Below are 24,419 nucleotides of genomic sequence, written 5' to 3'. Positions count from 1 at the left end.
TCTTAAGAAGGAGATAGAAAAATGTGTGGAATTGTCGGATATGCAGGGCAACGTGCTGCTGCACCAGTTATTATAGAATCTCTTAAAAAACTTGAATATAGGGGATATGACTCAGCGGGAGTCACCGTTCTTGGCAGTGGAATTGAGACTTATAAGGCAGTAGGGAAAATCATAAATCTCGAATCCGAAACCCCGAAGAACCTCGGCGGAAATGTCGGAATAGGACATACCCGCTGGGCAACCCACGGACGCCCAAATACGGTAAATGCCCACCCTCATAACTCGGGAAGAAACCCAGAAAAAATCTCGATAGTACATAACGGGATTATCGAAAATTATATGTCATTGAAAGAGAGGCTTATCGGAGAGGGTTACGAATTCAAATCCGAAACCGATACCGAAGTGGTCGCACATCTGCTGCACAAACACATCTATGGGAAACCGGATGGAAAAGAGGCTAAATGCGAACTTCTTGTGGGACTCAGAAAAGCCCTAAAAGAGATTGAAGGTTCATATGCTCTTGGAATCCTCTCTTCTGACGAGCCCGGAAAACTCGTGCTTGCCCGCAAGGACAGCCCTCTCGTCATAGGACTCGGGAAAAAGGAAAATTTTGCTGGATCTGATGTAACTGCTTTTCTGAACTATACCAGGGATGTTATATTTGTAAATGACTTTGAGACAGCAGTACTGACCCCAACAAGCGTGGAGATATTCGACAGGGAAGGAAATCTCACGGAAAAGAAGATCGAAAAGATAGAGTGGGACTTTGAGGCTGCAGAAAAAGCAGGTTATGAACATTTCATGCTGAAAGAGATTCATGAACAGGTCAGTGCAATCCACAACACTCTGGCAGGCAAAGTCTCTGAACTTGAAGGAGCTATATACTTAAACGAACTGAAACTCAGTGAAGACGAAATAAGGAAACTTTCAAGGGTTCAGATCCTGGCATGCGGAACATCCTGGCATGCAGGTTTGCTTGGAAAATACCTGTTTGAACAACTTGCAGGAATCCACTGCGACATTGACATATGCTCGGAGTACAGGTACAGAAACCCTGTTATGAATGAAGGAACCCTTGCCATTGCAATTACCCAGTCAGGAGAAACTGCAGATACTCTTGCAGCCGTGCGGGAGATTATGTCTTACAACTGTCCCACGCTTGCAATTACGAATGTTGTGGGAAGCACCATTACGAGAGAGGCAAACAGTGTACTCTATACACGGGCAGGGCCCGAAATAGGAGTCGCTGCCACAAAGACCTTCAGTACCCAGCTTACACTTCTTTATCTCCTCGCCGTAAAGTTCGCCCTCGTAAGGGGCAAGCTTAGCCCTGATTACGTAAAGGGGTTCATCACAGAAATCCGGAAAGTCCCGGGAGAGATCCAGCAGATCCTTAACCAGAAAGAAGCGATAAAGGAATGTGCTGAGGGCTTTGCCCGCTCAAAGAATTACTTCTTCCTCGGCAGGCACCTTAACTACCCTATAGCTCTTGAAGGAGCACTGAAGCTCAAAGAGATCTCATACGTACACGCCGAAGGCTTTGCTGCAGGAGAACTGAAACACGGGCCTATTGCCCTTCTTGACGAGGAAACTCCTGTAGTTGCAATTGCCACCAGAGGGCAGACTTATGAAAAAATGCTCAGCAATATTAAAGAAGTGAAAGCCAGGGACGCTTTTGTGATAGCGGTCGCCGACAGTAAGGACACGGAAATAGGAAAGTATGCAGACGTCATCCTCAGAATCCCCCAGAGCGATGAACTGCTAGCCCCCCTTCTGAGTGTTGTCGTGCTTCAGCTACTTGCTTATTACACTGCTCTTGCCAGGAACTGCTCTATTGACAAACCCCGCAACCTTGCAAAGAGTGTTACTGTCGAATAACAGAACGGAACTTCATGAAATATGGAGTAAGATTTATGAAACTCTTTGGATCTTCAGGAATTAGAGGCATAGTTAATAAAGAAGTTACACCCGAACTTGCACTGCAGGTAGGGCTTGTGCTGGGAAACCAGAAAAAAACTGCGGTTATCGGGAGGGACCCCAGAACTTCGGCGCCTATGATAGAGCACGCCCTGGTCGCCGGGCTGACTGCTGCAGGCTGTGATGTTACAAAGGTGGGCATGGTAACTACCCCGACTCTGGCATATGCGGCCAGAAAATATGAGTGCGGAGTAATGGTTACAGCCTCCCACAACCCCTCAGAGTATGTGGGGATTAAGTTATGGAACCCTGACGGCATGGCTTTTGACTCAGCCCAGCAGGAAGAGGTTGAAGAAGCTATAGAGAAAGAAAACTTTTCGCGGGCTACCTGGGACCTTATGGGGAAAATTGCTGAAGACGAAAACGCCATTCGGGACCACATGGATATGATCGAGGGGCTCGTAGGGAAATCAAAGCTGCGCGTGGTTCTCGACTGTGGATGCGGAGCGGGAAGCACAATCACTCCTTATCTCCTGCAGGAGCTTGGCTGTCAGGTAATAACCCTGAATTCCCAGCCTGACGGGCACTTCCCGGCAAGGAACCCTGAGCCTAACGACCAGAACCTTTCAATGCTTAAAAAAGCAGTTGTGGCTTTCGAAGCCGACCTCGGAATAGCCCATGACGGAGATGCAGACAGGATGATGGCAGTCGATGAAAAAGGCAACTTCGTCTCCGGAGACGAACTGCTTGCAATCTTCGGGCGTTTTGAGTGCGGAGACGAAAAAGAAGCTGTTGTCGTGCCTGTGGACACCTCCATGATGGTGGGTGATTATCTTGTAGGTTCTGAAATCATAAGGACAAGAGTTGGGGATGTCTATGTTGCAGAGGGCATAAAGCAGTACGGAGCCATCTACGGTGGAGAGCCTTCAGGCAGCTGGATTTTCCCGAAGATTTCCTATTGCCCTGATGGGATCTATGCAGCTGCAAAGCTTGTTGAGATTGTCAGAGAAAAGAAGTTAAGTGAGCTCAGGGCGGAACTTCCTGTTTACGCTACAAAAAGGGGTGCTCTTCCATGTGCAAACGAAAAGAAAGCAGAGTTCATGGAAAAGGTAAAAACAAGGCTTGAACCCCTTGGGAAAATCCTTGACATTGACGGGATCCGCGTGGAACTCAAAAACGGCTGGGTGCTGGTCCGCCCCTCGGGTACGGAGGCAAAAGTAAGAATTACGGCAGAAGCCCGGAAAAACGTAGAGGAGATATACGACATGGCAGAAAAAATAGTGAAGGAGGCGCTTAAATGAAAGCAGTTGTCCTTGTGGCAGGCAAAGGCACAAGGATGGAACCTCTCACCTCCGACTGCCCGAAAGTAATGCTTCGGGTTGCAAACAAACCGATACTTGAACATATCCTGAACGCAGCCGTAGAAGCAGGAATCGAGGGTTTTGTCTTCATTACGGGATACCTGGAAGAACAAATAAAAGCTCATTTCGGGGACGGAAGCAAATGGGGGGTGAGCATTGAATATGTGCAGCAAAAAAAGCAGCTTGGGACTGCAGATGCTATAGGTTATGCCAGAGAGTACGTTGAAGGAGCATTCCTCGTACTTAACGGAGACATGCTCATAGGACAGGAGGACTTAAAATCCCTGGTTTCAAGAAAAGAAGAGGCTATCATCTGCGTAAAAGAGGTAGAAAACCCCTCGGATTTCGGAGTGCTTGAGACCGAAAATGATAAAGTGGTCAGGATAATTGAAAAGCCGAAAACCCCCCCGACCAATCTTGCAAATGCCGGGGTTTACCTATTCAGAGAGTCCATTTTTGATTTCATTGACAAAACCCAGCCCTCTGTGAGAAGAGAACTTGAGATTACAGACTCCATCCAGATGCTGATCGACAGCGGGGCACCTGTGGGCTACAGCTCCCTCGAAGGCAGGTGGATTGACATCGGATATCCCTGGGACCTCCTGAAAGCAAACGAACACCTTTTAAAAGACCTCAAGGGCAGCTGCGAAGGTACCGTGGAACCAAATGCAACCATAAAAGGGGAAGTTGCAATCGGGAAAGGTACCCTCATCCGGAACGGTTCCTATATCGAAGGGCCTGTAATAATAGGTAATAACTGCGATATAGGACCCAACTGTTTTATTCGCCCTTCAACTGCAATAGGCAACAGTGTAAGGATAGGAAACGCCGTGGAGTTAAAAAACACAATTGTCATGGAAGGCACTCATATCGGACACCTGAGTTACGTAGGGGACAGCGTCATCGGGAACCGCTGTAATTTTGGAGCCGGTACGAAGGTTGCAAACCTCCGTCACGACGGGAAGAACATAAAGGTAATGCTGAAAGGCAGGATTCTTGACTCCGGCAGAAGAAAACTCGGTGTGATTATGGGAGATGATGTGCATACAGGCATCAATACGAGCATAAATATAGGCGTGATAATACAAAAAGGAAGAGTCACCCTTCCCGGAGAAGTAGTAAAACACTGATCCCGGTATCAAAGTCAGAAAACGAAGCAGGACCCCCTCCTTTTCCCTGGCGGCATAGGAAGGGGAATCCCGAGATTTCTTTTTTGAATTTATATATTTTATTTGAATTTATATATTTTATTTGAATTTACAGATTTTATTTGAATCAATTCTATCGGGTTCAGGAATAAAGCTGCTTTATGCTCCAGAACACTGTTTTTCGGAAGAAACCTTCCACTTCTACATCAAGAGAGCCTTCATTCATCTGCTCTACAGCTTTTCTTAAAGGATCATCCGAATCAAGTATCTCTCTTATAGTCTCTTCGTCGGATTCTACAGTTATGGAAGGACCAAACTTTGAATTTGGATCATTGGGAGTGTCATACCTGTAAAAATCTCCTACTTCCCCACCCCTCATAAGTGCAGTTACGTAGAGCATCTCACCACTCTCAAGTTCAATTCTTCCCGCAACCTCTTCACTTGCCACAAGCCGTTTAACAAGTGAGGGGACATTATCAAAATTCTCGTTATAAAGCTCCATCTGCGCACTTAATTCCGAAAAAAGGTCGTTCTCCGCACTGGAATTAAAAGAAGTCGTAAAAGTTTCAGCTGCTGTAACGTTACCCGCACCGGAAGCCGCACCTGCGGAATAAACAAGTAAAAGCACAACCAGAAGGGAACCTATAGCCCTATTTTTCCAATAAACCATGGTTGAAAATAAGTAACAGGGATATAAAAAAGTTCTCAATATAAATAAAAACCTGGCAAAAAGAGTTAAAATCGAAAAATAAAAAACTTACCGGGATAAGTATTATCCAGCGGCAAGATTTAAAGTTTAAGAGAGGGTCTGAACACCTCAGAACAGTACTTGTCGAAGACCTGGTCTTCAACCTGTTCGCAGATTTTCTTATAATCTTTCGACTTTGGGTCGTGCTTGTTCATAGTCTTTTTGACTTCAGCGTTCATCTTGTCAAGAGTTTTTTGGTCGAAACCGTCCGTATTCTCCATAGTAAACATATAAATCATACTCTAGAACTAACTTAGTTAGATGCTTAAGATTTTTTACATTATTTAGATTTCTATATTACATACACAGTATTACCATACAAATAGATTAATTGGTAACACACTGGTAAATAATTGCTAGCTTATAACTATTCGTGAGAATAATTATAATTAGATAATTAAAATATTTATATTAATACTTTAATATATTAGCTTTCCCTTTGATCAACTTCATAAACCCTTAGCATAAAACCTCTGAGTCTTTATCTCAGGGGTAGTTGACTTGTACTTCAAATGAATAGACTTAAGGGATTTGCTAAATAATCCATTATGGAAACCTGTTTACTCAAAGAAATATTATTCAAAGCCTGCATAAACGGTTGTTCAAGCAAATTTTAAACAATAAACTCTTATTTCCTACTCCTATAAATATTTTACATACAGGGAAAAAAATCCTTTAGGACATACACATCTGTACATTACATTAAATATATGAATATATATGGTTACCTGAAGTCAGACTGTATTATATAAATAAACGGCAGGGAAATAATGTCTTTCATGAATGATTTTCAGTAACCGGGTTTATTTCTGCGTAGTCAGGATGAGGCTTTCGTAATCGAATATCCAGAATGGTTCATAGGGTTAATTTTATTAGCTCTTCAGGTTACTATAAGGTATAGAAAAGTATTCGAGTTGATAACAAAGTGCGACCGATCTCACAAAGAGTGAACGCGAAAAAAATTCACGAGAACACTACCGAGTTCGGGAAATCCACATCCGAACTTCTTATTCTGAAGCCTGAAGGATATCCTCTAAGCGGCATGATGGAAGAATATCCTGTTATTGAAAACAGGGATGTTTTTGAATTCTATGCACGGGAACAATGGAACGGATATGTTGCCCGCAAAGGAGATTATCTCTTTGACAGGAGAATGTTTCCTGACTTTGCATACCGCATTATAGATGTGGAACCTGCAGAATCCCTGATAGGGAACTCAACATCAATTATCGTAACCGAAGAGGAAAATGGAATTTCTTCCTCTGAAGAGATAAAAAGTGATGTTAGATTTGAAGATGTGATAGGACAGAAACTTGCAAAACAGAAATGCAGGCTAATCGAACGCTTCCTGGAAGAGCCCGAACGTTTTGGGAAATGGGCACCAAGAAACATTCTGTTCTTTGGACCCTCCGGCACTGGAAAAACCATGCTTGCAAAAGCCCTTGCAAGCAAGACCGATGTGCCGATCATTCCGGTCAAGGCTACCCAGCTAATAGGGGAATATGTCGGAGACGGAGCCCGTCAGATCCATCAACTCTATGACCGGGCAGAAGAGATGTCTCCCTGTATAATCTTCATTGACGAACTTGATGCCATTGCCCTGGACAGGCGATTTCAGGAGCTCAGAGGAGACGTCAGCGAGATCGTAAATGCCCTTCTGACAGAAATGGATGGTATAGTTGAACGCGACGGAGTCTGTACCATCTGTTCAACAAACCGTGTCAATTCCCTGGACTCTGCTGTGAGAAGCAGGTTTGAAGAAGAGATTGAGTTTGTCCTTCCGGAGGAAAAAGAAATCATTCATATACTGGAATCAAATGTGAAGACGTTCCCTCTGAAGGTAGAGGAATTTGATTTCCAGACACTTGCAAAGAAAGCTAAAGGGCTTTCAGGCAGGGACATTGTCGAAAAAATCCTTAAAACCGCCCTTCATCAGGCAATCATAGAAGATAGGGAAATTGTCAGTGGTAAAGACTTTGAAAAAGCCCTTGAAAGATTGAGCAAGAAAGATTTCACTCCGGACCCAACACATCTGTATGTATAAAACTTTAAGAGAAAGTGCCTTTTTATCCCTTTTCCAGGAGATATTTCCAGGTACCTCTCCTATACATCATTCTTTGAATCTGTATTTGAACTCAAAGCCAAATTTATTTAAGGAAAATAATGCCATCATTATAAAAAAGCAAATGAAAGAAACAGATACAAAAGATATTATCAGATAATGAAGAAGTCCAGTTTCCTGAAAATTTATGTTCATCAATGAAAATAAGGCGACTCTCTCATTATATATTGGATAGAAGTAAGTACAATTGGCACCACAAGCATCATCCAGCAATAGATGAGAAAAGAAAGCAGCTTCACCAAAAAGACCTAGATATATTGCCTTACTAACTTTCCCATATGCCATATATCCTATAAGTGTTCCGAACAGGATTGCAGAAAAACTGAATAGAAGTGAATGGGTTGGGACAGAGCCAATCCAGCAGTGTTCAATAGTGCCATTTACGAGCAAATTATAAACAACCATGATGTCTGGAAACAGCGCACATAAACTGCCTACAAATAATAGCAACAGTAAATGCATTGAACCTTCAAAAGAAGCTTCTCTGTGATAAATTGATCTGACAATAGCATACACAGCTACTGCGCTGATACCGAATACAAAGAACAAAATATGTGCAACTGGATAGGGCATAACAAACTACTCTTTTACTGGATGGGGCATAACAAACTACTCTGTTAAAATATATATTCGGCAGGTAACTTTTTTTACTGAATATTTTACTAATTGTGTTTTGTCACCTGTTTAATATACAATGTTTAATAAAAAGGAATGATATCTATAAAACTGTTAGAGAAAATGTATTTAGAAACTATTGTCACTATTGCATATAGTCTGTATTCTACAGGCAAACCTTAAAATGAGAATATTATTATTGATGGCGTTTTTAAAAATAGAAGTTTATCAAAATATTCACAAAAGGAAATCCTCAGTCCCTCCTTAAATAGTCAATTTTTTCTATGACTACTAGACTTAAGGATAATTTGTTCTGTTGTGCTTTTCTATACCCTGATTCTTTATAAATATACTGCAATGCGACTTTGAAGACCAGACCAATTCTGTTGGCTAAGAATTTAGAGCAATTATCATCTAAGAAATGGAGTTTTGCATTTGACTCTTACAATTGCCGCAATGCCTGCGTATAATGAGAGCCACGTGATCACAGAAGTAATTCTGGGTTGCAAAAAATATGTTGATAAAGTTATCGTGGTGGACGATGGAAGTTCGGATAACACTGCAGAAATTGCAGAGTCTGTGGGAGGATATGTAGTGAGGCATGAGGTAAATAAGGGATATGGTGCGGCTCTTAAATCCTGTTTCAAATTAGCTCGTGAATTTCATGCAGATGCAATGGTAATAATAGACTCTGATGGGCAGCATAATCCGGATGAGATTCCTCAGTTACTGGAACCCTTAAAAGATGGTGCAGATCTCGTAATCGGCTCCCGGTTCATAAAAGGTAATGGGAAAAACGTGCCAACCTACAGAAAAATCGGCATGAAAATTCTAGACATTGCCACATACTTTGCAGGTGGGATCTATGTTACAGACTCCCAGAGCGGTTTTCGAGCTTATGGAAAAAAAGCGATTGAGAATATCTGGCTTAAGGGAGATGATATGTCTGCAGGCTCTGAAATTCTGCTTTATACGAGAGATCATAACCTTAACTTTGTAGAAGTTGAGATTCATTGCAGATATGATCTTGAGCAGTGTTCAAGCCAGAATCCGTTTGCACACGGTCTGCAGGTGATGCTCCAGATTCTAAAGGATATGGAGATCAGGAGACCTTTATATTATTTCACGATTCCGGGAATGATGTCAACTACCGCTGGATTGTTTATGGGAACGAAGTTTTTACAGGATTTTTATTCTGGAGAAAGTTTGAGCTCTGGATCGACTTTATTGATGATTTTGATAATGTTTGTTGGGATTTTTATGGTGTTTACCGGGATTATACTTCATGCGATTTCCAAGATGATTTATCAAATAGTATCAATTCAAAAAGAAATTGAATCTCAAGATAATGGTTTTTGAATACAGAAATAGGGGAACAGGAATCTGAATGGAATACTCTGAGGAATTTAACACACGAATGGAAAACCCTGAAGAAATTAACCTGAGGGAAGTTATGGAGTATTATGGTTACACCGGCTCATTCGGTGTAATTAAATTTTATTTTCGTTATGCAATTAACTGGATATTGCAGACAATAGCTAAAATTTGTCCTCATTTTGGAATATCGGTAAAACTCCAGCGGATGAGGGGCGTAAAAATTGGAAAACATGTATTTTTGGGGCCTGGTGTCAATATCGATGATCTATACCCGGAATTAATTACAATCGAAGATTACGTCGGTATCGGAATGGGAACAATGATCTTTGCACATTCGAATCCAACCTGTTCCCCATATCTAAAAAAAAAGTACTATCCAAGGGAAGTAAAACCTGTAACTATAAAAAGTGGGGCCTGGATTGCACCTGGTAGTATAATTCTTGCAGGAATTACAATTGGGGAACATAGTGTTGTTGGAGCTGGGAGTGTTGTTATGAAAAACGTAGAACCCTATACAGTTGTAGTTGGCTGTCCGGCTAGAGTTCTAAAGAAACTTGAGTGATTAGTAGTGACCACCTTTTGGATTTGCTTTAGCAGCGTTATACGTTTGACAGAAATATGAGGAAAATTCATTCCAAAAAAAACCAATTGAATCAAGCCAAAAACATATTACAAAAATAATATAGGTTGCCCATAATAATTCTGGACTTAAATTGACAAACATGTTTGTGAAAATAGGTTAGTACAGTGTGAAAAAATGCCTAAGTCATTTCGTGGGGGGTACTAAGCATGATTAACGCACTAAGTTTCGATCTGGAGTATTGGTACACTGCAGAACTCGTTTGTAGATTTGCACCTGATGAAAAAGAAGACCAAGTAATAGAAGCTGTATATCCTTTACTTGACTTGCTAGATAAATATGATACGAAAGCCACATTTTTTGTTCTGGGGAAATTAGCAGAAAAATATCCCGAGTTAATAATAGAAATCTCCAAAAAGGGTCACGAAATCGGCTCCCATTCATATTCCCATAAGACTCTTCATGAGCTTGGAATGAAAAAATTTGAATATGAAATTGAAAAGACTAACAGCATTTTGAAATCAATTACTGGAAAATCTCCACTTGGATTCAGGGCTCCGACTTTTTCAATCGACAATACGAATAAATGGGCTTTAGATATACTGGTTAAAAATGGTTATAAGTATGATTCCAGTGTTTTTCCGGTGAAGACAAATTTATATGGAGTCCCGGATGCGCCAGTATTTTCGTACTGTCCTTCTAAAGACGATATTACTGTGCATGATCCAGATGGCCCGATAATAGAGTATCCTTTGAGCGTTATAAAATTTGGAATAAATATCCCCATTGCAGGCGGATTTTATCTTAGACTTCTTCCAATTTCTTTTTTAAGATCTGCTATAAATCGGGTAAACACGAAAAGATCCGTGGTTATCTATATGCATCCCTGGGAGATGTATTCTGATACACAAAAGGTTCCACTTCCTTTAATTTCTCGTTTTATTACCTATTATGGGGTTAATTCGGCCTTTAGTAAACTTGAAAATTTACTCAAAAATTTCACATTTTCTCCAATAAAGGAGGTATTAAATTTATGAAGTATGATTTTCAGATTCATTCGAAGTATTCTAAGTATGTATATCTTAAACCTGGAACTATTCTCAAAATTGCAAAAATTAGGACTGTAGACTAATTTTGGGGTGGTTTGTATAAAAATATGTTTCATATTGTTGATAAATAAAGGGGGAATGGTACATTATGTATCACAGCTTTGCAATTCTCTAGCTAACTTTAGTACTGAATGTACTATTTATTTAATCGCTCCAAAAGGTATCAATGAAAATCTCTTTGACAACCGTGTCATTTTGAAAAAAATTCCCTCTATTAGTATACATGGATATCGAATTGATTTGATGATTAAGTATCTTTTGGAAATAAAGCCCGATATTATACATACCAGTATGGTACATCCTTTTATAGTTCCTTTATTGCCAGTCTTAAAAAAAATGGCTCCTGTTGTAGCTACAGTTCATGACGTTCAGTTACACTCTGACCAAAAAAATTTCATTTTTGATATGAGTACATTAATTACTTCTAAATTTGCGGATTTGGATTTTGTTCATGGTGAAAGGCTAAAGTTAGATTTAATAAAGAGAGGAATTTTAGATTCAAAAATCTCTGTTATACCCATTGGAGATTTTTCATTTTTTAGTTCAATAAATCAGAAAGAAATTAATGAAGAAGAAAACACAATTCTATTTTTTGGTAGAATACTTGAATACAAAGGAATAGACTATCTAATAAAAGCAGAACCTCTGATCTCCTCAAAAACATCAAATTTCAGAATAATCATTGCTGGTAATGGTGATTTTTCTCAGTATGAAAATATGATAGATAATAAAAATCACTTTGAAATAATCAATGAATATATCCCGGATGAAAAGGTTTCTGAATTATTTCGGAAATCTTCAGTTGTCGTTTTGCCTTATATCGAAGCATCACAAACAGGAATAATTCCAATAGCTTATGCGTTTAAAAAACCAGTCGTTGCAACAGACGTAGGAAGCCTTTCTGAAGTTGTTTTAGATGGTGTTACAGGTTTTATCGTACCGCCTAAGGATTCACAAAGTCTAGCTGATTCACTATTAAATGTCTTATTAAATAAAAAGTTAAAGAATAGTATGGGCAATGCAGCATATGAGTTTATGAAAAAAAATATGTCATGGGAAGGAATAGCACAAAAAACAATAGGGGAATATAAGAAACTCATTCCTAATAATTGCTGAGGGATAGAATGAAGACTAAAACATATTTTGGTATATTTCCAATAGTTTTCTATTTTTTAAAAAAAAGAGCTAATGATTTAATCCTCAAAAAAAAACTTATGTTCGAAAAAAATGTGTTTATTGGTCCGAATGTAGTATTAGATCCTGAATATCCCTGGCTAATCTCTATTGGAAAAAATAGCTCTTTGGCTAAAGGAGTAGTCGTTTTAGCTCACGACGGAAGCACTAAATTACACACAGGGTATTCAAAAATAGGAAGAGTCAGCATTGGTGAAGAGACTTTTATTGGCATAAATAGCATCATACTTCCACATGTTAATATTGGAAATAATGTTATCATTGGGGCTGGTAGCATAGTAACATCAGATATTCCTGATAATTGTGTTGCGGCTGGAAATCCAGCTAAAGTAATATGTTCTACCTCCGAAATTATTGAAAAACATAAGCAAAAAATGCTCTTATCTCCGATATATGAAAACGGATGGACAAGCAGAACAGGCATTACAGAAAAAAAGAAAGAAAAGATGAATGAAGATTTGAAACAAACGATGGGGTATATAATTTAAAATGCTTACGTTCCTTTCAAAAATATTCTAAAAAAATTAACGGGGTATGACCTAGGAATTTATTATGACAGAATATAACAAAGTGAAAATCAATATTACAAGTATTGCCTTATCAATTCAATTCGCAGCCTTGGGTTTGATATGTGCTGATATTATGGGCATTAGCATTCCAATTATCAACATTCCAATACTAAGACATATTGTAGTTTTTATATATTTAGCCTTTATTCCAGGACTTTTAATTCTCAGTATTTTAAAAATTAATCTAAAATTTATAGACTTGATCATATTCTCTTTTGGCTTAAGCTTATCATTTGTTACGATATCAGCCTTATTTGAAAATATAATTGCAATTATTTTAAACATTGAAAATCCAATATCCGAAATATATTTGACTGTATATTATAACATTACAACATTTGTTCTTATTTTATTGTCAAAATGGAAAGGTTGTACATTTATTACCTTTGATCGATTAGATAACTTGAATTTAAAGGTTATTGCTATATTATTTATTCCTATTTTTTCTATATTTGGCAGTATTAGTCTTAAATATCAAGGTGTAAGTTATTTACTGTTGTTGGTTCTGATTACGATATCCGGAATTCCATTTATGAGTTTAAGGTTAAAAGATAAATATTACCCTTTGATAATTTGGGCGGTTTCTTTTTCATTATTAATACACACTAACCTCTCTTATGCTGGAAAATCATTTTATGAAACATTCCTCCCAGAAATTGTCTACACTGCAGGTATATGGGATCCGTTATTTCCTTATGAACCAAATAATTCTTTATTAACTACTTCTCTTATGCTTCCTGTTTTTTCCAAACTGATGGGTATAGGAATTATTTGGGGAGTTCAGATAATTAGTTGGATTGTAATGGCTTTTATACCCGTAGGAATGTATCAAATTCATTCTAAATTTCATGGTTGTAAAGTGGCTTTTCTTTCTTCGTTTTTATATATATTTATGCCATTTTATTATACACAAGAATGGGTAATGTATGCTCAAAGAACAGCTTTTGCTTTGTTATTTATAACCCTCTTTTTGTTATTGGTATATAGCGATATAGAATTAATTAAAAAGAAAATTCTACTTCCGTTTTGTTTATTTCCAATCGTAGCTTCACATTATGGCGCAGCCTATTTCTTTTTAATTACTCTTACAATATATGAAGTATTAATGAAAATTTTTAAAATAGATCAAATTATCAAATTAAATACATATATACTATATACCGCTCTTCTTATTTTCTGGTATGTAGGTACATCTTCAGCAAGTAACGTCATCTGGATAGGAAGGCTTATTTTAGATGTGTTCAGTAATTTATCTAAGTTCCTACAACCAAGTGATAACTATACGCTGAAATTATTATTTTCAACTAACTCATATTCTCTCGATGTTGCAAAATATTTCAATATAGTTATAATATTCTTATTATTTAGTGGTATTTTATTATATACACAAAAAAAAATACTCGTAAATCGGACAGAATATGGGATATTATCTATATCTTCGATACTTATTTTGGTTACCCAAATATTACCCCATTCTATGGGAAATGGTAGATTGCTTTCTATGGTATTGATCTTTGCTTCTCCATTGTGTATATATTCGTTTTTATTCTTTTTAAAACCATTAAAGTTGGATCATAATAAAACATTAACTATTTTTTCGATTTTTTTATTTGTGTTCTTTATTTTTGGTTCGGGGATTTCGTCGAATATTATAAATACAGTCTCGGGAACAACCGTGGATTATTCTATTAACCGTCAAATGGATAGATTGGCTATTCAAGAAAGTGATGGTACAGGAAAATGGCTTTTATATTGGCCTTATCGTCTAGACTCTACTATAGATGCCACTAATTGGTTTGTGACGCATAATTCCGGGAAACACATATATTTAGATTGGTGTCTTTACAACCATTTCATAACTCATGAAGGAACTTCAGAGATACATAGATGTTATAATGTTGATTACGGAAGAAAAAAAATATTTGAGAATATGGTGATGGCTAATAGAGTACTTTTCACAGAAGTATTACGTGGAATAAAGCCGATAAATAATGGAGAATATTTATTTTTGATCCAGCACAACACGGTAGAAAATTCAATAATTATAGATGAACAAACTGTACTAAAAACATCAGATTATAAAGATCATTTTGAGGAAATGAATAATATTTACAATAACGGTGGAAACATTTTATTTCATACAGATAAAAATGAACTATACTTTCAATAATAACGGAAATATTTCTACATTTTTGTAGGGGCAACAGGGGAAGTGTAGAAAATAATGGATTATACACAGATCTCAAAATTACAGAGAATTACAGAGACATCTGTGGAAAATCCGATTTAGAGTATAGATTTATTCAGATAAACATAAAAGAGTTTTGACAATGATTTCAAACCTTCAAAATAAAATACATTATATAAACTTTATTCATGATCCGTTATTCAAAAATGCCTTTTTTCTCATGCTTTCATGTATTTCTACTGCAGGTTTTGGATTCATTTTTTGGATGCTGGCAGCAAAATATTATTCTGCAAGTGATGTAGGAATTGCAACTGGAATTATATCTTCGATGACATTAATTGTTTATTTATCAAGACTTGGCCTTGATTATTCAATTATCCGTTTTTTTCCCACACATGACAAATGTAGGGTTTTCAACACATCTACAGTTATTCCAACATTTGTTGCATTAATCTTTGGTTCAATATTTATAGCAGATGTGCATTTTTTATCACCAGAACTCATTATATTAAGATCCCCACTATATGCACTTTTTTACTTTATATCACTTGCTTCAAGCTCTGTGATATTTATGGCGGGCATCGCTTTTGTTGCAATAAGAGAAGCAGAATTTCAACTGTATATGAATCTGATTGTGGGCTCCAGAGTATTATTCTTAATGTTATTCATATCTCTAGGAGCAATTGGAATTTTCTATGCGGTAGGTGCTTCATTCTTTTTTGCATTTATTGTTGCTTTAGTGTTAATTATAAAGTCCGGAATAAATCCAAAACTAGAAGTAGATAATAAATATTTGACTGATAGTTTTAATTTTTCTGCAGGGAACTATCTTACAGGTCTGTTTATGACTGTTCCTACTATGTTATTACCAATCATCATCCTGAATATGCATTTGGTTGAGCAGGCAGCTTATTACTACATTGTATATGGGATTGTGCTTTTGTTATTTATGATTCCAGATTCGATCAGTACATCATTATTTGTTGAAGGAAGTAATGGTCAATCATTAAAGAAAACTGTTATTCGAGCATTGATCATTATATTTTTGCTTCTAATCCCAATTGCATTATTTCTCTATTTATATGGGGACTGGATACTTGGATTTATAGGGCAAGATTATGTTGCAGGGGGTTTAGGTGTTTTAAAACTAATGATTTTTGCGAGTTTTTTTGTGGTAGTGAATAATGTCTACTTTGCGATAAAGAGGATTCAGAAGGATACTAAAGAAATTACAGTACTCAGTGGAATAATTTGCGTTTTATTAATAGGATTTTCATATCTGCTTATACCCACTCTTGGAATTTTAGGAATCGGGTATGCCTGGATAATTAGTTATGGAGTTGGAGCGTTGATAATTGCAATTCGAGTATGGAGAAATAGATGACCCTAAAAGGATTACGAAGATTGCACACGAAGTACCCCACCTGTCGAGCTAAAGCCTGCAGAGGAAGGGAACTTTCACCTTATTGTTAAATTTGGGACTGATGTTACAGTCTTTTCGTGTTTTCTGTGGCTATCGAGGGCGTTGATAATTAGAATATGACATCAACTACCCCTGAGCTAGAGACTCAGGGGTTTCCTTCTGAAGGTTAATGAATTAAGTGTAAACATTTACGTGCGAAGCTATAAAAAAAAATTCATCACATGCCATTAAATTGCCCTGATATTCTTAAATTATTAATTGTAAGGATAATTTATTCTACAAGGTTTATTAACATCTTTGCTATCTCTATATATGTTCAACCATGAGCAAAATTTAAATTTATTAATCTAAAAACAAAGACGTGTAAACAAAATAATTTAGAAAAATCAAATGCTGTGTGTATCTATATTCACATTTAGGAATTTTAAAACATCACTAATGTAATGGTAGATGACATAATGGTGGACGACATATATGAAAGAGAGTAAAAATAATCATTCTCATAATTCTAATGATATATCTCATTCTCATAACTTCAGTCATTCAGGAAAAATTCCTGTTAAATATAGGATAAAGCATTTGTGGCATAAAATAGAAAACAGTTTTGTATTCATGGCTCTTGCAAGCTTTTTTTGGTTACTATATAAGTCCGGAACAAAACCATCAAGAATTGTTTATCCTTGTCAAAAAGCTGCTGCTGCTAGTCTAAGTACATTTGTAATACTTGCAATAATATCATCTCCACTTTTTATATATATGAAGAAAATTCAAACTTTTTTCGCCCACGATTCTAAATTAAGTAGATCATTATTATTTATAACAATAATAGCTGCTATATTTGGAGTCTTTTTAGCAATTGATTACTATAGTAGCATGCCAATGAATTCTCCAGTTGGACCTGGATTAGAAGGAAAAGTTCTATCCCCATCTGAGCAAGTAAACCTGGGAACTCAAAGTGAATATGCAACAATTCCTGCTGCATATGATTTACCGTCTCCTCATAGAGTTGTAACGGTTCATGATTCGAATTCTTCTACCTGGGAAGGAGAGGGAAATCCGAATAACTACATTAATCAAACTGAAATCGATAAAATGGTAGATATTGGAATAATGGAATTGACCGGAACAACATCTCCCCAAGATGGATGGAGAAAAATAATCCCATATGAGAATGGACAATCAGTTGCAATAAAAATGAATTTTAATAATAATTGGTATTTTTCATCGAGTGGATTTTATTATGATGATAATTCAAATATAAACATGCTCAATTATGCCGCAGTTGTAAATTCAGTAATAAGAGGATTGAAGTCTATTGGTGTACCTTCAGATAAAATATGGATAACTGATCCATCAAGACCTGTGCATGACCAGTTTAGAGAAAGAATAGAAGATAAGGGAGTGCAATATTATATAAATCAAAATTGTGGTGCATATATTGAAGGAAGGCCAAATGTTTATGTAACCGGTTATGTTTCTGATAGCTCGGTATATGCATCAACAAGCACAACATATGATGAAAAAATAAGACCTGCTCAAGTATTTGCTGATGCAACCTATATAATTAATATGCCTCAGCTAAAAGGACATGGATATTCAAATGTTGGAAGAGTGACTTTGGGTCTAAAAAATAATTTTGGAAGTGTTCATTATACTGCTAATGCGCTTGGAGATTGTCCTGCGCATAAAGCGGAGCCTTTTGCAAAACTTTTGGCAGATATCAACAATAATTCAGTTTTTAGAGATAAAACAAGGCTAATTGTAGGGGACGGCATAATGGGCAATCCTGATATAAATTATGGTCCCCCTACTTTATGGAAGTCATTTGGAAACAAGCCACCAGAAACTCTTTTCTTTGGAGTCGATCCGGTAGCAACAGACTCGGTCATGGTGGATTATATAAGAAGAGAAGCAGGTCCACAGGCGACAGGTCTTGTTCAATCTTATGCAGCTGCCCTGGGATTGGGAGTCGCAGAATCCTGGAATGATCAAGAAAAATATACCTATATAGATTATCATCCTATAGATCTTGATAGTCAAATGTGAACTACCCCTGAGATCAGGGTAATTAATTACTTTATTTTTTGAGAACAGGTCGTCTTCAGGCTCTTCTCCGCGTTCTATATGTGTTATATTCCATGCGTCTTCGGTTAAGAGAGAATCATGATAAATTGCCCTATTTCTGTGATATATCTCGAAAACATATATAGATCTGAAGTTGGAACAGGATATCGATTTTAGTTTCGGTGTTCGAAATTTGAGATTAATTTTTGCTCTAAAATCGATAGCATACAGGCAAAAAAATTCCTTAACCGAAGACGCATGTGTTATATATTCTTAATGAATCCTTCCTAAGGAATCATCTTACCTAAAAGATGTCGATATTATACCAGAAGCCTGCCTCAAATTTTGCCCAATTTACCAGAAATCAACACCTTGCTTCACTCCCACTCAGAAATAATAAATTGGTTGTGTTCATCCCATATATGGAGTCGTTTTTGGTGTTAACAAAAGACTCCATGATATCCAATAACTTTTTTGATCAGACATTCATTTATAAAAAACGGGTTTTCGGAGCTAAGAAAATTAGAAACTACGGGCCTCTGGGATAGTTTTATGTATGGAAATCATTAATGTATAGAAATCATTAATGTATGGAAATCATTAATGTATAGAAATCATTAATGTATGGAAATCATTAATGTATAGAAATCATTAATGTATTGAAATCATTAATGTATGGAAATCATTAATGTATGGAAATCATTAATGTATGGAAATCATTAATGTATGGAAATCATTAATGTATAGAAATCATTATTCTTTATAAGAAGTCTTAGTTCTCAAATAATAAGTGCATACTCCAATATAAGGAGACATTTATCAAAATGCAAAACTTAGACAAAAGTCATATTGAGTAAGATCTCAATCATACCCTAAATAAGATTTAAAAGGGATTCTCATGAATGAAATACGTGAAAGCGATCGCTTTGAGTGCAGGGTTATAAGCGTAATCCAGAACCTAACCTGGAAAGGTGTGACAGTTGAAGAAAAAGACACAAGAGGTAGAGTATACTTCGGAAGGGTCAAAGGTGAAATAGAAATCAACCCCGGAGACACATTCTTCCTCGGTATCAGGCCGATCTATGAAATAGAAGACAAAACCATGAGAGTTACACTCTACGACGCTGAAAATAAAGACCTGGACTGGACGCTTGTCTGAATAACCTGATTTTTGTTGTATAAAGATTATTTCTACAGATTAATATCCTGTAGAGAAATTTAATCTAATTTTTAAACCCTGATTTTAAGGAAAACTTCAATTTTTCCGCAAAACGCCCTGTAAAAGGCATCGTAAGGCTCAATCAGATCTGATTATTTAGATCTGATTTTAGATCTGATTATTTAGATCTGATTTTAGATCTGATTTTAGATCTGATTATTTAGATCTGATTTTAGATCTGATTTTAGATCTGATTATTTAGATCTGATTTTAGATCTGATTATTTAGATCTGATTATTTAGATCTGATTATTTAGATCTGATTATTTAGATCTGATTATTTAGATCTGATTATTTAGATCTGATTATTTAGATCTGATTATTTAGATCTGATTATTTAGATCTGATTATTTAGATCTGTTCACTCAGGTCTGTATGGTATCTCAAGTTCCATCAGGTCATCGGCTACAATAACATTTTCAAACACTTTTTTTGAGTCTCTCAGGATAGGCTCCACATCATCAGTATAACGCGAACTTATATGGGTAAGGACCAGTTTCCTGACTCCGGCTTCTTTTGCAAGGGCTGCAACCTCACCTGCTGTCGAATGCATGGATTCTTCCGCCCAGTCTGCCATCTCATCAGCGAAACTGCCGTCATGGATAAGGAGGTCGGCATCCCTGCTCGCCTCCAACACGGCTTCACAGGGCCTGGTATCTCCGCTGTACACAATTGTCCTTCCAGGCCTGGGAATTCCCATTACTTCTTCGGGCCTTACAACCTTTCCGCCCACTTCTACAGGCTTTCCTTTTTGCAGTTTTGAAAAAAGGGGACCAGGAGGGACGCCAATCGCGACTGCCTTTTCCCGGTTAAAACGTCCGGGCCGGGGGTTTTCGATAAGGGAATAGCCAAGACTCGGGATGCTGTGTTCGGTCTCTAAAGCCCGGATCACATAGCTTTCCCCTTCTACAGTGTCTCCTGGGCTCAGTTTCACACCCCGGATTTCGTATTTAAGGTTAAAATAACCAAGGGCCTTAAAGAGCTCGGTAAACTCTTTTGTCCCTTCAGGACCATAGATCGTCAACGGCTCTTTCCTGCCCAGAAAAGACATAGTTTGAATGAGGCCAGGAATTCCGAGAAAATGATCGGCATGAAAATGACTGACAAAAATGGAGGACAGACTCATCATCCCCGTTTTTGCCCGCATCATCTGCTGCTGGGTGCCTTCTCCACAGTCAAAGAGTATAAGTTCCCCTTCTCTATTGACCATTACTGCTGACGGATTTCTGTTACGGGTCGGGAGGGACCCTCCAGTGCCAAGAAAAGTTATGCGAAGCATGATGAACTCACTGATTATGATGAAATTACTAACTGATGACAATGAAATTATCACAATGAACTCACTAATTACATCAGAGGTATTTATTAATTACCAGTTGCTCTATACTCTTTAATTTACACATTCTCTTTTAAGAATCAAACCATGAGCAAACATCTGGAGTATACAAAATAGGCATGAGATATAGAAAATAAGTATGAGGTTTAATATATATATGTTGTGCAATAAATATGCATAAAGATGGTATACTATTTATTATAAAAGCTCTTTAAACCCTACAGATTTGCATTTCTATCAAACCTCTTCCCCTCATAAGAAGATGACTTTCCACCTTCAGAAGAAGTTATCCTGTGATGGAACATTCCCCTGCAGGTATCAGGTGTCATCTATCAGGAAATGAAGGAAGAGAATTATCTATCAACAATTGTAAAAGAAGAAAAAGGAACCGTCGTCATATGTCAGGAAATTACGGAAAAGTTTATCTTGTGGGTTCTGGTCCCGGCGACCCTGAACTTCTGACCCTTAAAGCCCGCCGGCTGATTGACAGTGCTGAAGTCATTATCTATGACCAGCTCCCGGGAAAGGTGATCCTGGGCTCAATGCCGGAAAGTGCAGAGAAAATAGATGTGGGAAAATACGCGGGCAACCATACCATGACCCAGTCTGATATCAATAAAGTTATTGTGCAGAAGGCAAAGGAAGGCAAGATGGTGGTCCGGTTAAAAGGAGGGGATCCCTACGTCTTCGGAAGGGGAGGAGAAGAAGCTGAGGTGCTTGTAGCAGAAGGCATAGAATTCGAAGTCGTGCCAGGGATAACCTCTGCAATTGCAGTGCCCGCATATGCCGGAATTCCCGTAACCCACCGGGAGAGCACGTCGATGGTCACCTTCATAACAGGACACGAGGACCCCACAAAGGAAGATAGCGGACTGGACTGGGAGACCCTGGCAAAGTTCAATGGGACCATTGTAATCTTTATGGGAGTAAAGATGCTCAGGCGAAATACTGAAGAGCTCATGAAGCACGGAAAGGACCCTAAAACCCCTGTTGCAGTCATAGAGAAAGGAACCCGACCTGACCAACGGGTAACCGTGGGAACCCTTTCAGATATCGCAGACCTGGCAGAAGAACGAAAAGTAAAGGCTCCTGCCATCACGGTAGTAGGAGACGTTGTCAACCTTCACGCGATTCTTGGCGAGCAGATCACAGGAAAGGAATTTTAAAGGCTCTAAGAGGTAAGAGTATGACTGAAGAATCAAACACAATAAAAATCCCCGTGCTTGCGATCATGAGGCCTGAAAGCTACAGGGAAAAATCCGAGATAATTGCCAGGGACTGCGGCTTTGAACCCATCTATGCTCCTATGATAAAGCTTGAAAGCATAAAAGACGAAGGATTCGAGCCCTTCATTCAGAGGGTTGTTGACGGAACTTCGGATTACGTTGTTTTTACGAGCGCAAACGGGATACTTTTCACACTGGAAAAACTCACGGAAACTGAGAAAGAAAACTTCATCACAGCCCTGAAAAAGACCAGGGTAATAGCAATCGGCCCGAACACGGAGAAAGAGCTTATAAAAATAGGGATTGAAGATTCTTTCCTGCCCGCAGATTACAGTTCCGCAGGAATTGTAGAAGCTCTCTGCCCAGAAGTAAAAGGAAAAACAGTTGACCTTGCAAGGAGCGTTTTTGGAGCCAAGGTTTTGATAGAAGGCCTTGAAAAGTGCGGAGCAACCGTATATGAGACTCATGTGTACACCCTCAGCATCCCCGAAGGTGCAGCCCAGAAAGAACTCATAGAACGTACCCTCGCAGGAGAAGTGGATGCCTTTGCCTTTACCAGCTCAATGATGGTCAAAGGCTTTATGAGGCATGCAGAACAGCTGGGAGCAGGAGAGACCATAAAAGAAACTCTCAGCAGGGCTGTTGTAGGCGCAATCGGGACTCCTACGGGAAATACCCTGAAAAAACATGGGGTCAATGCGGACGTAATCCCTGATGAGTTCACTTTCGAGGCTCTGATAAAGGCTATGAAAAAAGAGCTATGAAAAAAGAGCTATGAAAAAAGAGCTTTGAAAAACCGGCAAATAAAAGTCCCCTGAAAATTTACCCCTAAAAGCCGGTTCAAAAAACAATACTTAAAATTCTGGAAAACAATCTCAATTTTGACGGATCAATATGATAGGCATTTCAAAACTTTACTGCGGAACCGTGGAACCTTCTGATGCCCTTCGCTATGGAAGGGATTCAAAGAGGCTTCCCTCTCACCTTCTGCAGTTTTCGAAAGATAAAAAACCGGTAGTGGTCTGGAACATGACCCGCCGCTGCAACCTGAAATGCGTCCACTGTTATGCCCAGGCAAAGGACATGGAGTTCAAAGATGAGCTTTCAACCGAGGAAGGAAAAGCCCTTATCGACGACCTTGCAGCTTTTGGCTCTCCTGTTATGCTCTTCTCCGGGGGCGAACCCACGATGCGAAAAGACCTGCCGGAGCTTGCAGCCTATGCCAGAGAAAAAGGGATGAGAGCCGTGATTTCAACAAACGGGACTCTTATAGATAAACCTCTTGCAAAAAAGTTAAAAGAGGTTGGGCTTTCTTACGTAGGAATCTCCCTTGACGGTATAAGAGAGACAAATGACAGGTTCAGGGGCATGCAGGGAGCATTCGATGCAGCTCTAAGGGGTCTGCATAACTGCCAGGAAGAAGGCATAAAAGTCGGACTCCGTTTTACCATCAACAAGCAGAACGTAATGGACATCCCTGCGATATTTGACCTCCTGGAAGAAGAAAAAATCCCCAGGATCTGCTTCTATCACCTTGTCTATGCAGGCAGAGGTTCGAAGATGGTGAATGAAGACCTTTCCCTCGAAGAATCAAGACAGGCTGTGGACCTGATTGCTGAGAGGACAAAGGCCCTCCACGAAAAAGGCTTCCCTGCGGAAGTCCTGACCGTGGACAACCACTGCGATGGCCCGTACATCTACCTGAAGCTACTAAAAGAAAATCCCGAAAGGGCAGCAGAAGTGTTTGAACTCCTTTCCATGAACCAGGGCAACTCCTCAGGAATAGGTTTCGGCTGCGTTTCCTGGGACGGCTCCGTGCACGCCGACCAGTTCTGGAGGCACTACTCCTTCGGAAACGTCCGCGAAAGACCTTTCAGCGAGATCTGGACAGACCTTTCTGATGAACTGATGGCCGGGCTCAAGAACCGGAAACCCCTTATCCAGGTTAATGCTGACCGCTGCGCCCACTGCAAATGGTTCGACATATGCAACGGAAACTTCCGAGTTCGAGCCGAAGCCGTGTACGGAAACATCTGGGCAGACGACCCTGCCTGCTACCTCACAAAAGAAGAAATCGGATACGACGAAGCCTGAAAACATTTCAGGCTCTTTTTACTTTTGGATTTTTCTTTTAGCCTTTTATCTCAGCTCATTATCCGTGGAGGTTATTTATAACCCGAAACAGGCGCTTTTCAGGTAGAATATAATTCCTTTTGTTTGCGCC

Annotated in this window: 20 protein-coding genes; 16 read left to right on the top strand and 4 right to left on the bottom strand. The window is 38.6% G+C overall.

Annotated features, from left to right (window positions below; genetic code table 11):
• Positions 1-21 precede the first annotated feature (21 nt).
• Genes glmS through glmU form a run of 3 tightly spaced genes read left to right on the top strand, consistent with a single transcriptional unit; the run spans position 22 to position 4,408 of the window.
• On the top strand, positions 22-1,878 hold the full coding sequence (gene glmS / locus MSWHS_RS15845) for a glutamine--fructose-6-phosphate transaminase (isomerizing) (RefSeq protein ID WP_048159397.1): 1,857 nt from the start codon (positions 22-24) through the stop codon (positions 1,876-1,878).
• A 35-nt stretch (positions 1,879-1,913) separates the two neighbouring features.
• Positions 1,914-3,218 carry a phosphoglucosamine mutase gene (gene glmM, locus MSWHS_RS15840; protein ID WP_048128654.1) on the top strand — a complete coding sequence of 435 codons (1,305 nt, stop codon included), beginning with the start codon at positions 1,914-1,916 and terminating at the stop codon, positions 3,216-3,218.
• Positions 3,215-4,408 carry a bifunctional sugar-1-phosphate nucleotidylyltransferase/acetyltransferase gene (gene glmU, locus MSWHS_RS15835; RefSeq protein ID WP_048128656.1) on the top strand — a complete coding sequence of 398 codons (1,194 nt, stop codon included), beginning with the start codon at positions 3,215-3,217 and terminating at the stop codon, positions 4,406-4,408. Before glmM ends, glmU begins: the two co-directional genes overlap by 4 nt.
• Before the next feature lie 160 nt (positions 4,409-4,568).
• On the opposite strand, the gene MSWHS_RS15830 is transcribed toward glmU, so the two are convergent.
• Both MSWHS_RS15830 and MSWHS_RS15825 read right to left on the bottom strand, forming a co-directional pair.
• The gene (locus tag MSWHS_RS15830) at positions 4,569-5,096 is read right to left on the bottom strand and encodes a hypothetical protein (RefSeq protein WP_048128658.1); all 528 of its coding nucleotides are present in this window, start codon (positions 5,094-5,096) and stop codon (positions 4,569-4,571) included.
• Between the two features lie 119 nt (positions 5,097-5,215).
• Complete coding sequence (locus tag MSWHS_RS15825; protein ID WP_156148163.1) at positions 5,216-5,413, bottom strand: hypothetical protein; 198 nt, start codon at positions 5,411-5,413, stop codon at positions 5,216-5,218.
• 686 nt (positions 5,414-6,099) lie between these two features.
• Between MSWHS_RS15825 and MSWHS_RS15820 the strand changes: the two genes are divergently transcribed.
• Positions 6,100-7,218: an AAA family ATPase gene (locus tag MSWHS_RS15820; protein ID WP_048128663.1), complete on the top strand. Its 1,119-nt coding sequence runs from the start codon at positions 6,100-6,102 to the stop codon at positions 7,216-7,218.
• 66 nt (positions 7,219-7,284) lie between these two features.
• Here the strand turns inward: MSWHS_RS15820 and MSWHS_RS15815 are convergent, their stop codons facing one another.
• Entirely contained in the window at positions 7,285-7,869 is a 585-nt protein-coding gene (locus tag MSWHS_RS15815; protein WP_048128665.1) for a metal-dependent hydrolase, read from the bottom strand.
• Between the two features lie 477 nt (positions 7,870-8,346).
• On the opposite strand from MSWHS_RS15815, the gene MSWHS_RS15810 reads away from it, so the two are divergent.
• From MSWHS_RS15810 to MSWHS_RS15765, 9 genes are all read left to right on the top strand, one after another.
• On the top strand, positions 8,347-9,270 hold the full coding sequence (locus tag MSWHS_RS15810) for a glycosyltransferase family 2 protein (RefSeq protein ID WP_048128669.1): 924 nt from the start codon (positions 8,347-8,349) through the stop codon (positions 9,268-9,270).
• Between the two features lie 58 nt (positions 9,271-9,328).
• Positions 9,329-9,850: an acetyltransferase gene (locus MSWHS_RS15805; RefSeq protein ID WP_048130459.1), complete on the top strand. Its 522-nt coding sequence runs from the start codon at positions 9,329-9,331 to the stop codon at positions 9,848-9,850.
• A 227-nt stretch (positions 9,851-10,077) separates the two neighbouring features.
• Positions 10,078-10,905, top strand: a complete 828-nt coding sequence (locus MSWHS_RS15800) for a polysaccharide deacetylase family protein (protein ID WP_048128671.1) — start codon at positions 10,078-10,080, stop codon at positions 10,903-10,905.
• Between the two features lie 102 nt (positions 10,906-11,007).
• Positions 11,008-12,093 carry a glycosyltransferase family 4 protein gene (locus MSWHS_RS15795; protein ID WP_255350463.1) on the top strand — a complete coding sequence of 362 codons (1,086 nt, stop codon included), beginning with the start codon at positions 11,008-11,010 and terminating at the stop codon, positions 12,091-12,093.
• 8 nt (positions 12,094-12,101) lie between these two features.
• Complete coding sequence (locus MSWHS_RS15790) at positions 12,102-12,659, top strand: DapH/DapD/GlmU-related protein (RefSeq protein WP_048128674.1); 558 nt, start codon at positions 12,102-12,104, stop codon at positions 12,657-12,659.
• Positions 12,660-12,723: 64 nt separating this feature from the next.
• Positions 12,724-14,910 carry a DUF2206 domain-containing protein gene (locus tag MSWHS_RS15785; RefSeq protein WP_048128675.1) on the top strand — a complete coding sequence of 729 codons (2,187 nt, stop codon included), beginning with the start codon at positions 12,724-12,726 and terminating at the stop codon, positions 14,908-14,910.
• Between the two features lie 160 nt (positions 14,911-15,070).
• A complete protein-coding gene (locus MSWHS_RS15780) occupies positions 15,071-16,312 on the top strand; it encodes a polysaccharide biosynthesis C-terminal domain-containing protein (protein ID WP_048128677.1) in 1,242 nt (413 codons plus the stop codon).
• A 513-nt stretch (positions 16,313-16,825) separates the two neighbouring features.
• Positions 16,826-18,397 carry a DUF362 domain-containing protein gene (locus MSWHS_RS15775; protein ID WP_048159395.1) on the top strand — a complete coding sequence of 524 codons (1,572 nt, stop codon included), beginning with the start codon at positions 16,826-16,828 and terminating at the stop codon, positions 18,395-18,397.
• A gap of 916 nt (positions 18,398-19,313) precedes the next feature.
• Entirely contained in the window at positions 19,314-19,574 is a 261-nt protein-coding gene (locus MSWHS_RS15765; protein WP_048128685.1) for a hypothetical protein, read from the top strand.
• Between the two features lie 420 nt (positions 19,575-19,994).
• Here the strand turns inward: MSWHS_RS15765 and rnz are convergent, their stop codons facing one another.
• Entirely contained in the window at positions 19,995-20,912 is a 918-nt protein-coding gene (gene rnz, locus MSWHS_RS15760) for a ribonuclease Z (protein WP_048128686.1), read from the bottom strand.
• Between the two features lie 455 nt (positions 20,913-21,367).
• Here rnz and cobA point away from each other — a divergent pair, with 455 nt between their 5' ends.
• The 3 genes from cobA to ahbC all read left to right on the top strand — a co-directional run bounded on the left by cobA (position 21,368) and on the right by ahbC (position 24,289).
• Entirely contained in the window at positions 21,368-22,135 is a 768-nt protein-coding gene (cobA, locus tag MSWHS_RS15755) for a uroporphyrinogen-III C-methyltransferase (protein ID WP_048128691.1), read from the top strand.
• 20 nt (positions 22,136-22,155) lie between these two features.
• A complete protein-coding gene (locus MSWHS_RS15750) occupies positions 22,156-22,959 on the top strand; it encodes a uroporphyrinogen-III synthase (RefSeq protein WP_048128693.1) in 804 nt (267 codons plus the stop codon).
• 130 nt (positions 22,960-23,089) lie between these two features.
• Entirely contained in the window at positions 23,090-24,289 is a 1,200-nt protein-coding gene (gene ahbC / locus MSWHS_RS15745; protein ID WP_048128695.1) for a 12,18-didecarboxysiroheme deacetylase, read from the top strand.
• Positions 24,290-24,419 lie beyond the last annotated feature (130 nt).

The organism is Methanosarcina sp. WWM596, from assembly GCF_000969965.1.
Classification (GTDB): domain Archaea; phylum Halobacteriota; class Methanosarcinia; order Methanosarcinales; family Methanosarcinaceae; genus Methanosarcina.
This window is presented reverse-complemented; position numbering and strand designations above follow the sequence as displayed.

Coding starts and splice junctions, on each gene's coding strand:
- glmS (WP_048159397.1), top strand. CDS start 22: ATGTGTGGAATTGTCGGATATGCAGGGCAACGTGCTGCTGCACCAGTT.
- glmM (WP_048128654.1), top strand. CDS start 1,914: ATGAAACTCTTTGGATCTTCAGGAATTAGAGGCATAGTTAATAAAGAA.
- glmU (WP_048128656.1), top strand. CDS start 3,215: ATGAAAGCAGTTGTCCTTGTGGCAGGCAAAGGCACAAGGATGGAACCT.
- MSWHS_RS15830 (WP_048128658.1), bottom strand. CDS start 5,096: ATGGTTTATTGGAAAAATAGGGCTATAGGTTCCCTTCTGGTTGTGCTT.
- MSWHS_RS15825 (WP_156148163.1), bottom strand. CDS start 5,413: ATGATTTATATGTTTACTATGGAGAATACGGACGGTTTCGACCAAAAA.
- MSWHS_RS15815 (WP_048128665.1), bottom strand. CDS start 7,869: ATGCCCTATCCAGTTGCACATATTTTGTTCTTTGTATTCGGTATCAGC.
- MSWHS_RS15805 (WP_048130459.1), top strand. CDS start 9,329: ATGGAAAACCCTGAAGAAATTAACCTGAGGGAAGTTATGGAGTATTAT.
- MSWHS_RS15800 (WP_048128671.1), top strand. CDS start 10,078: ATGATTAACGCACTAAGTTTCGATCTGGAGTATTGGTACACTGCAGAA.
- MSWHS_RS15790 (WP_048128674.1), top strand. CDS start 12,102: ATGAAGACTAAAACATATTTTGGTATATTTCCAATAGTTTTCTATTTT.
- MSWHS_RS15785 (WP_048128675.1), top strand. CDS start 12,724: ATGACAGAATATAACAAAGTGAAAATCAATATTACAAGTATTGCCTTA.
- MSWHS_RS15780 (WP_048128677.1), top strand. CDS start 15,071: ATGATTTCAAACCTTCAAAATAAAATACATTATATAAACTTTATTCAT.
- MSWHS_RS15775 (WP_048159395.1), top strand. CDS start 16,826: ATGAAAGAGAGTAAAAATAATCATTCTCATAATTCTAATGATATATCT.
- MSWHS_RS15765 (WP_048128685.1), top strand. CDS start 19,314: ATGAATGAAATACGTGAAAGCGATCGCTTTGAGTGCAGGGTTATAAGC.
- rnz (WP_048128686.1), bottom strand. CDS start 20,912: ATGCTTCGCATAACTTTTCTTGGCACTGGAGGGTCCCTCCCGACCCGT.
- cobA (WP_048128691.1), top strand. CDS start 21,368: ATGTCAGGAAATTACGGAAAAGTTTATCTTGTGGGTTCTGGTCCCGGC.
- MSWHS_RS15750 (WP_048128693.1), top strand. CDS start 22,156: ATGACTGAAGAATCAAACACAATAAAAATCCCCGTGCTTGCGATCATG.
- ahbC (WP_048128695.1), top strand. CDS start 23,090: ATGATAGGCATTTCAAAACTTTACTGCGGAACCGTGGAACCTTCTGAT.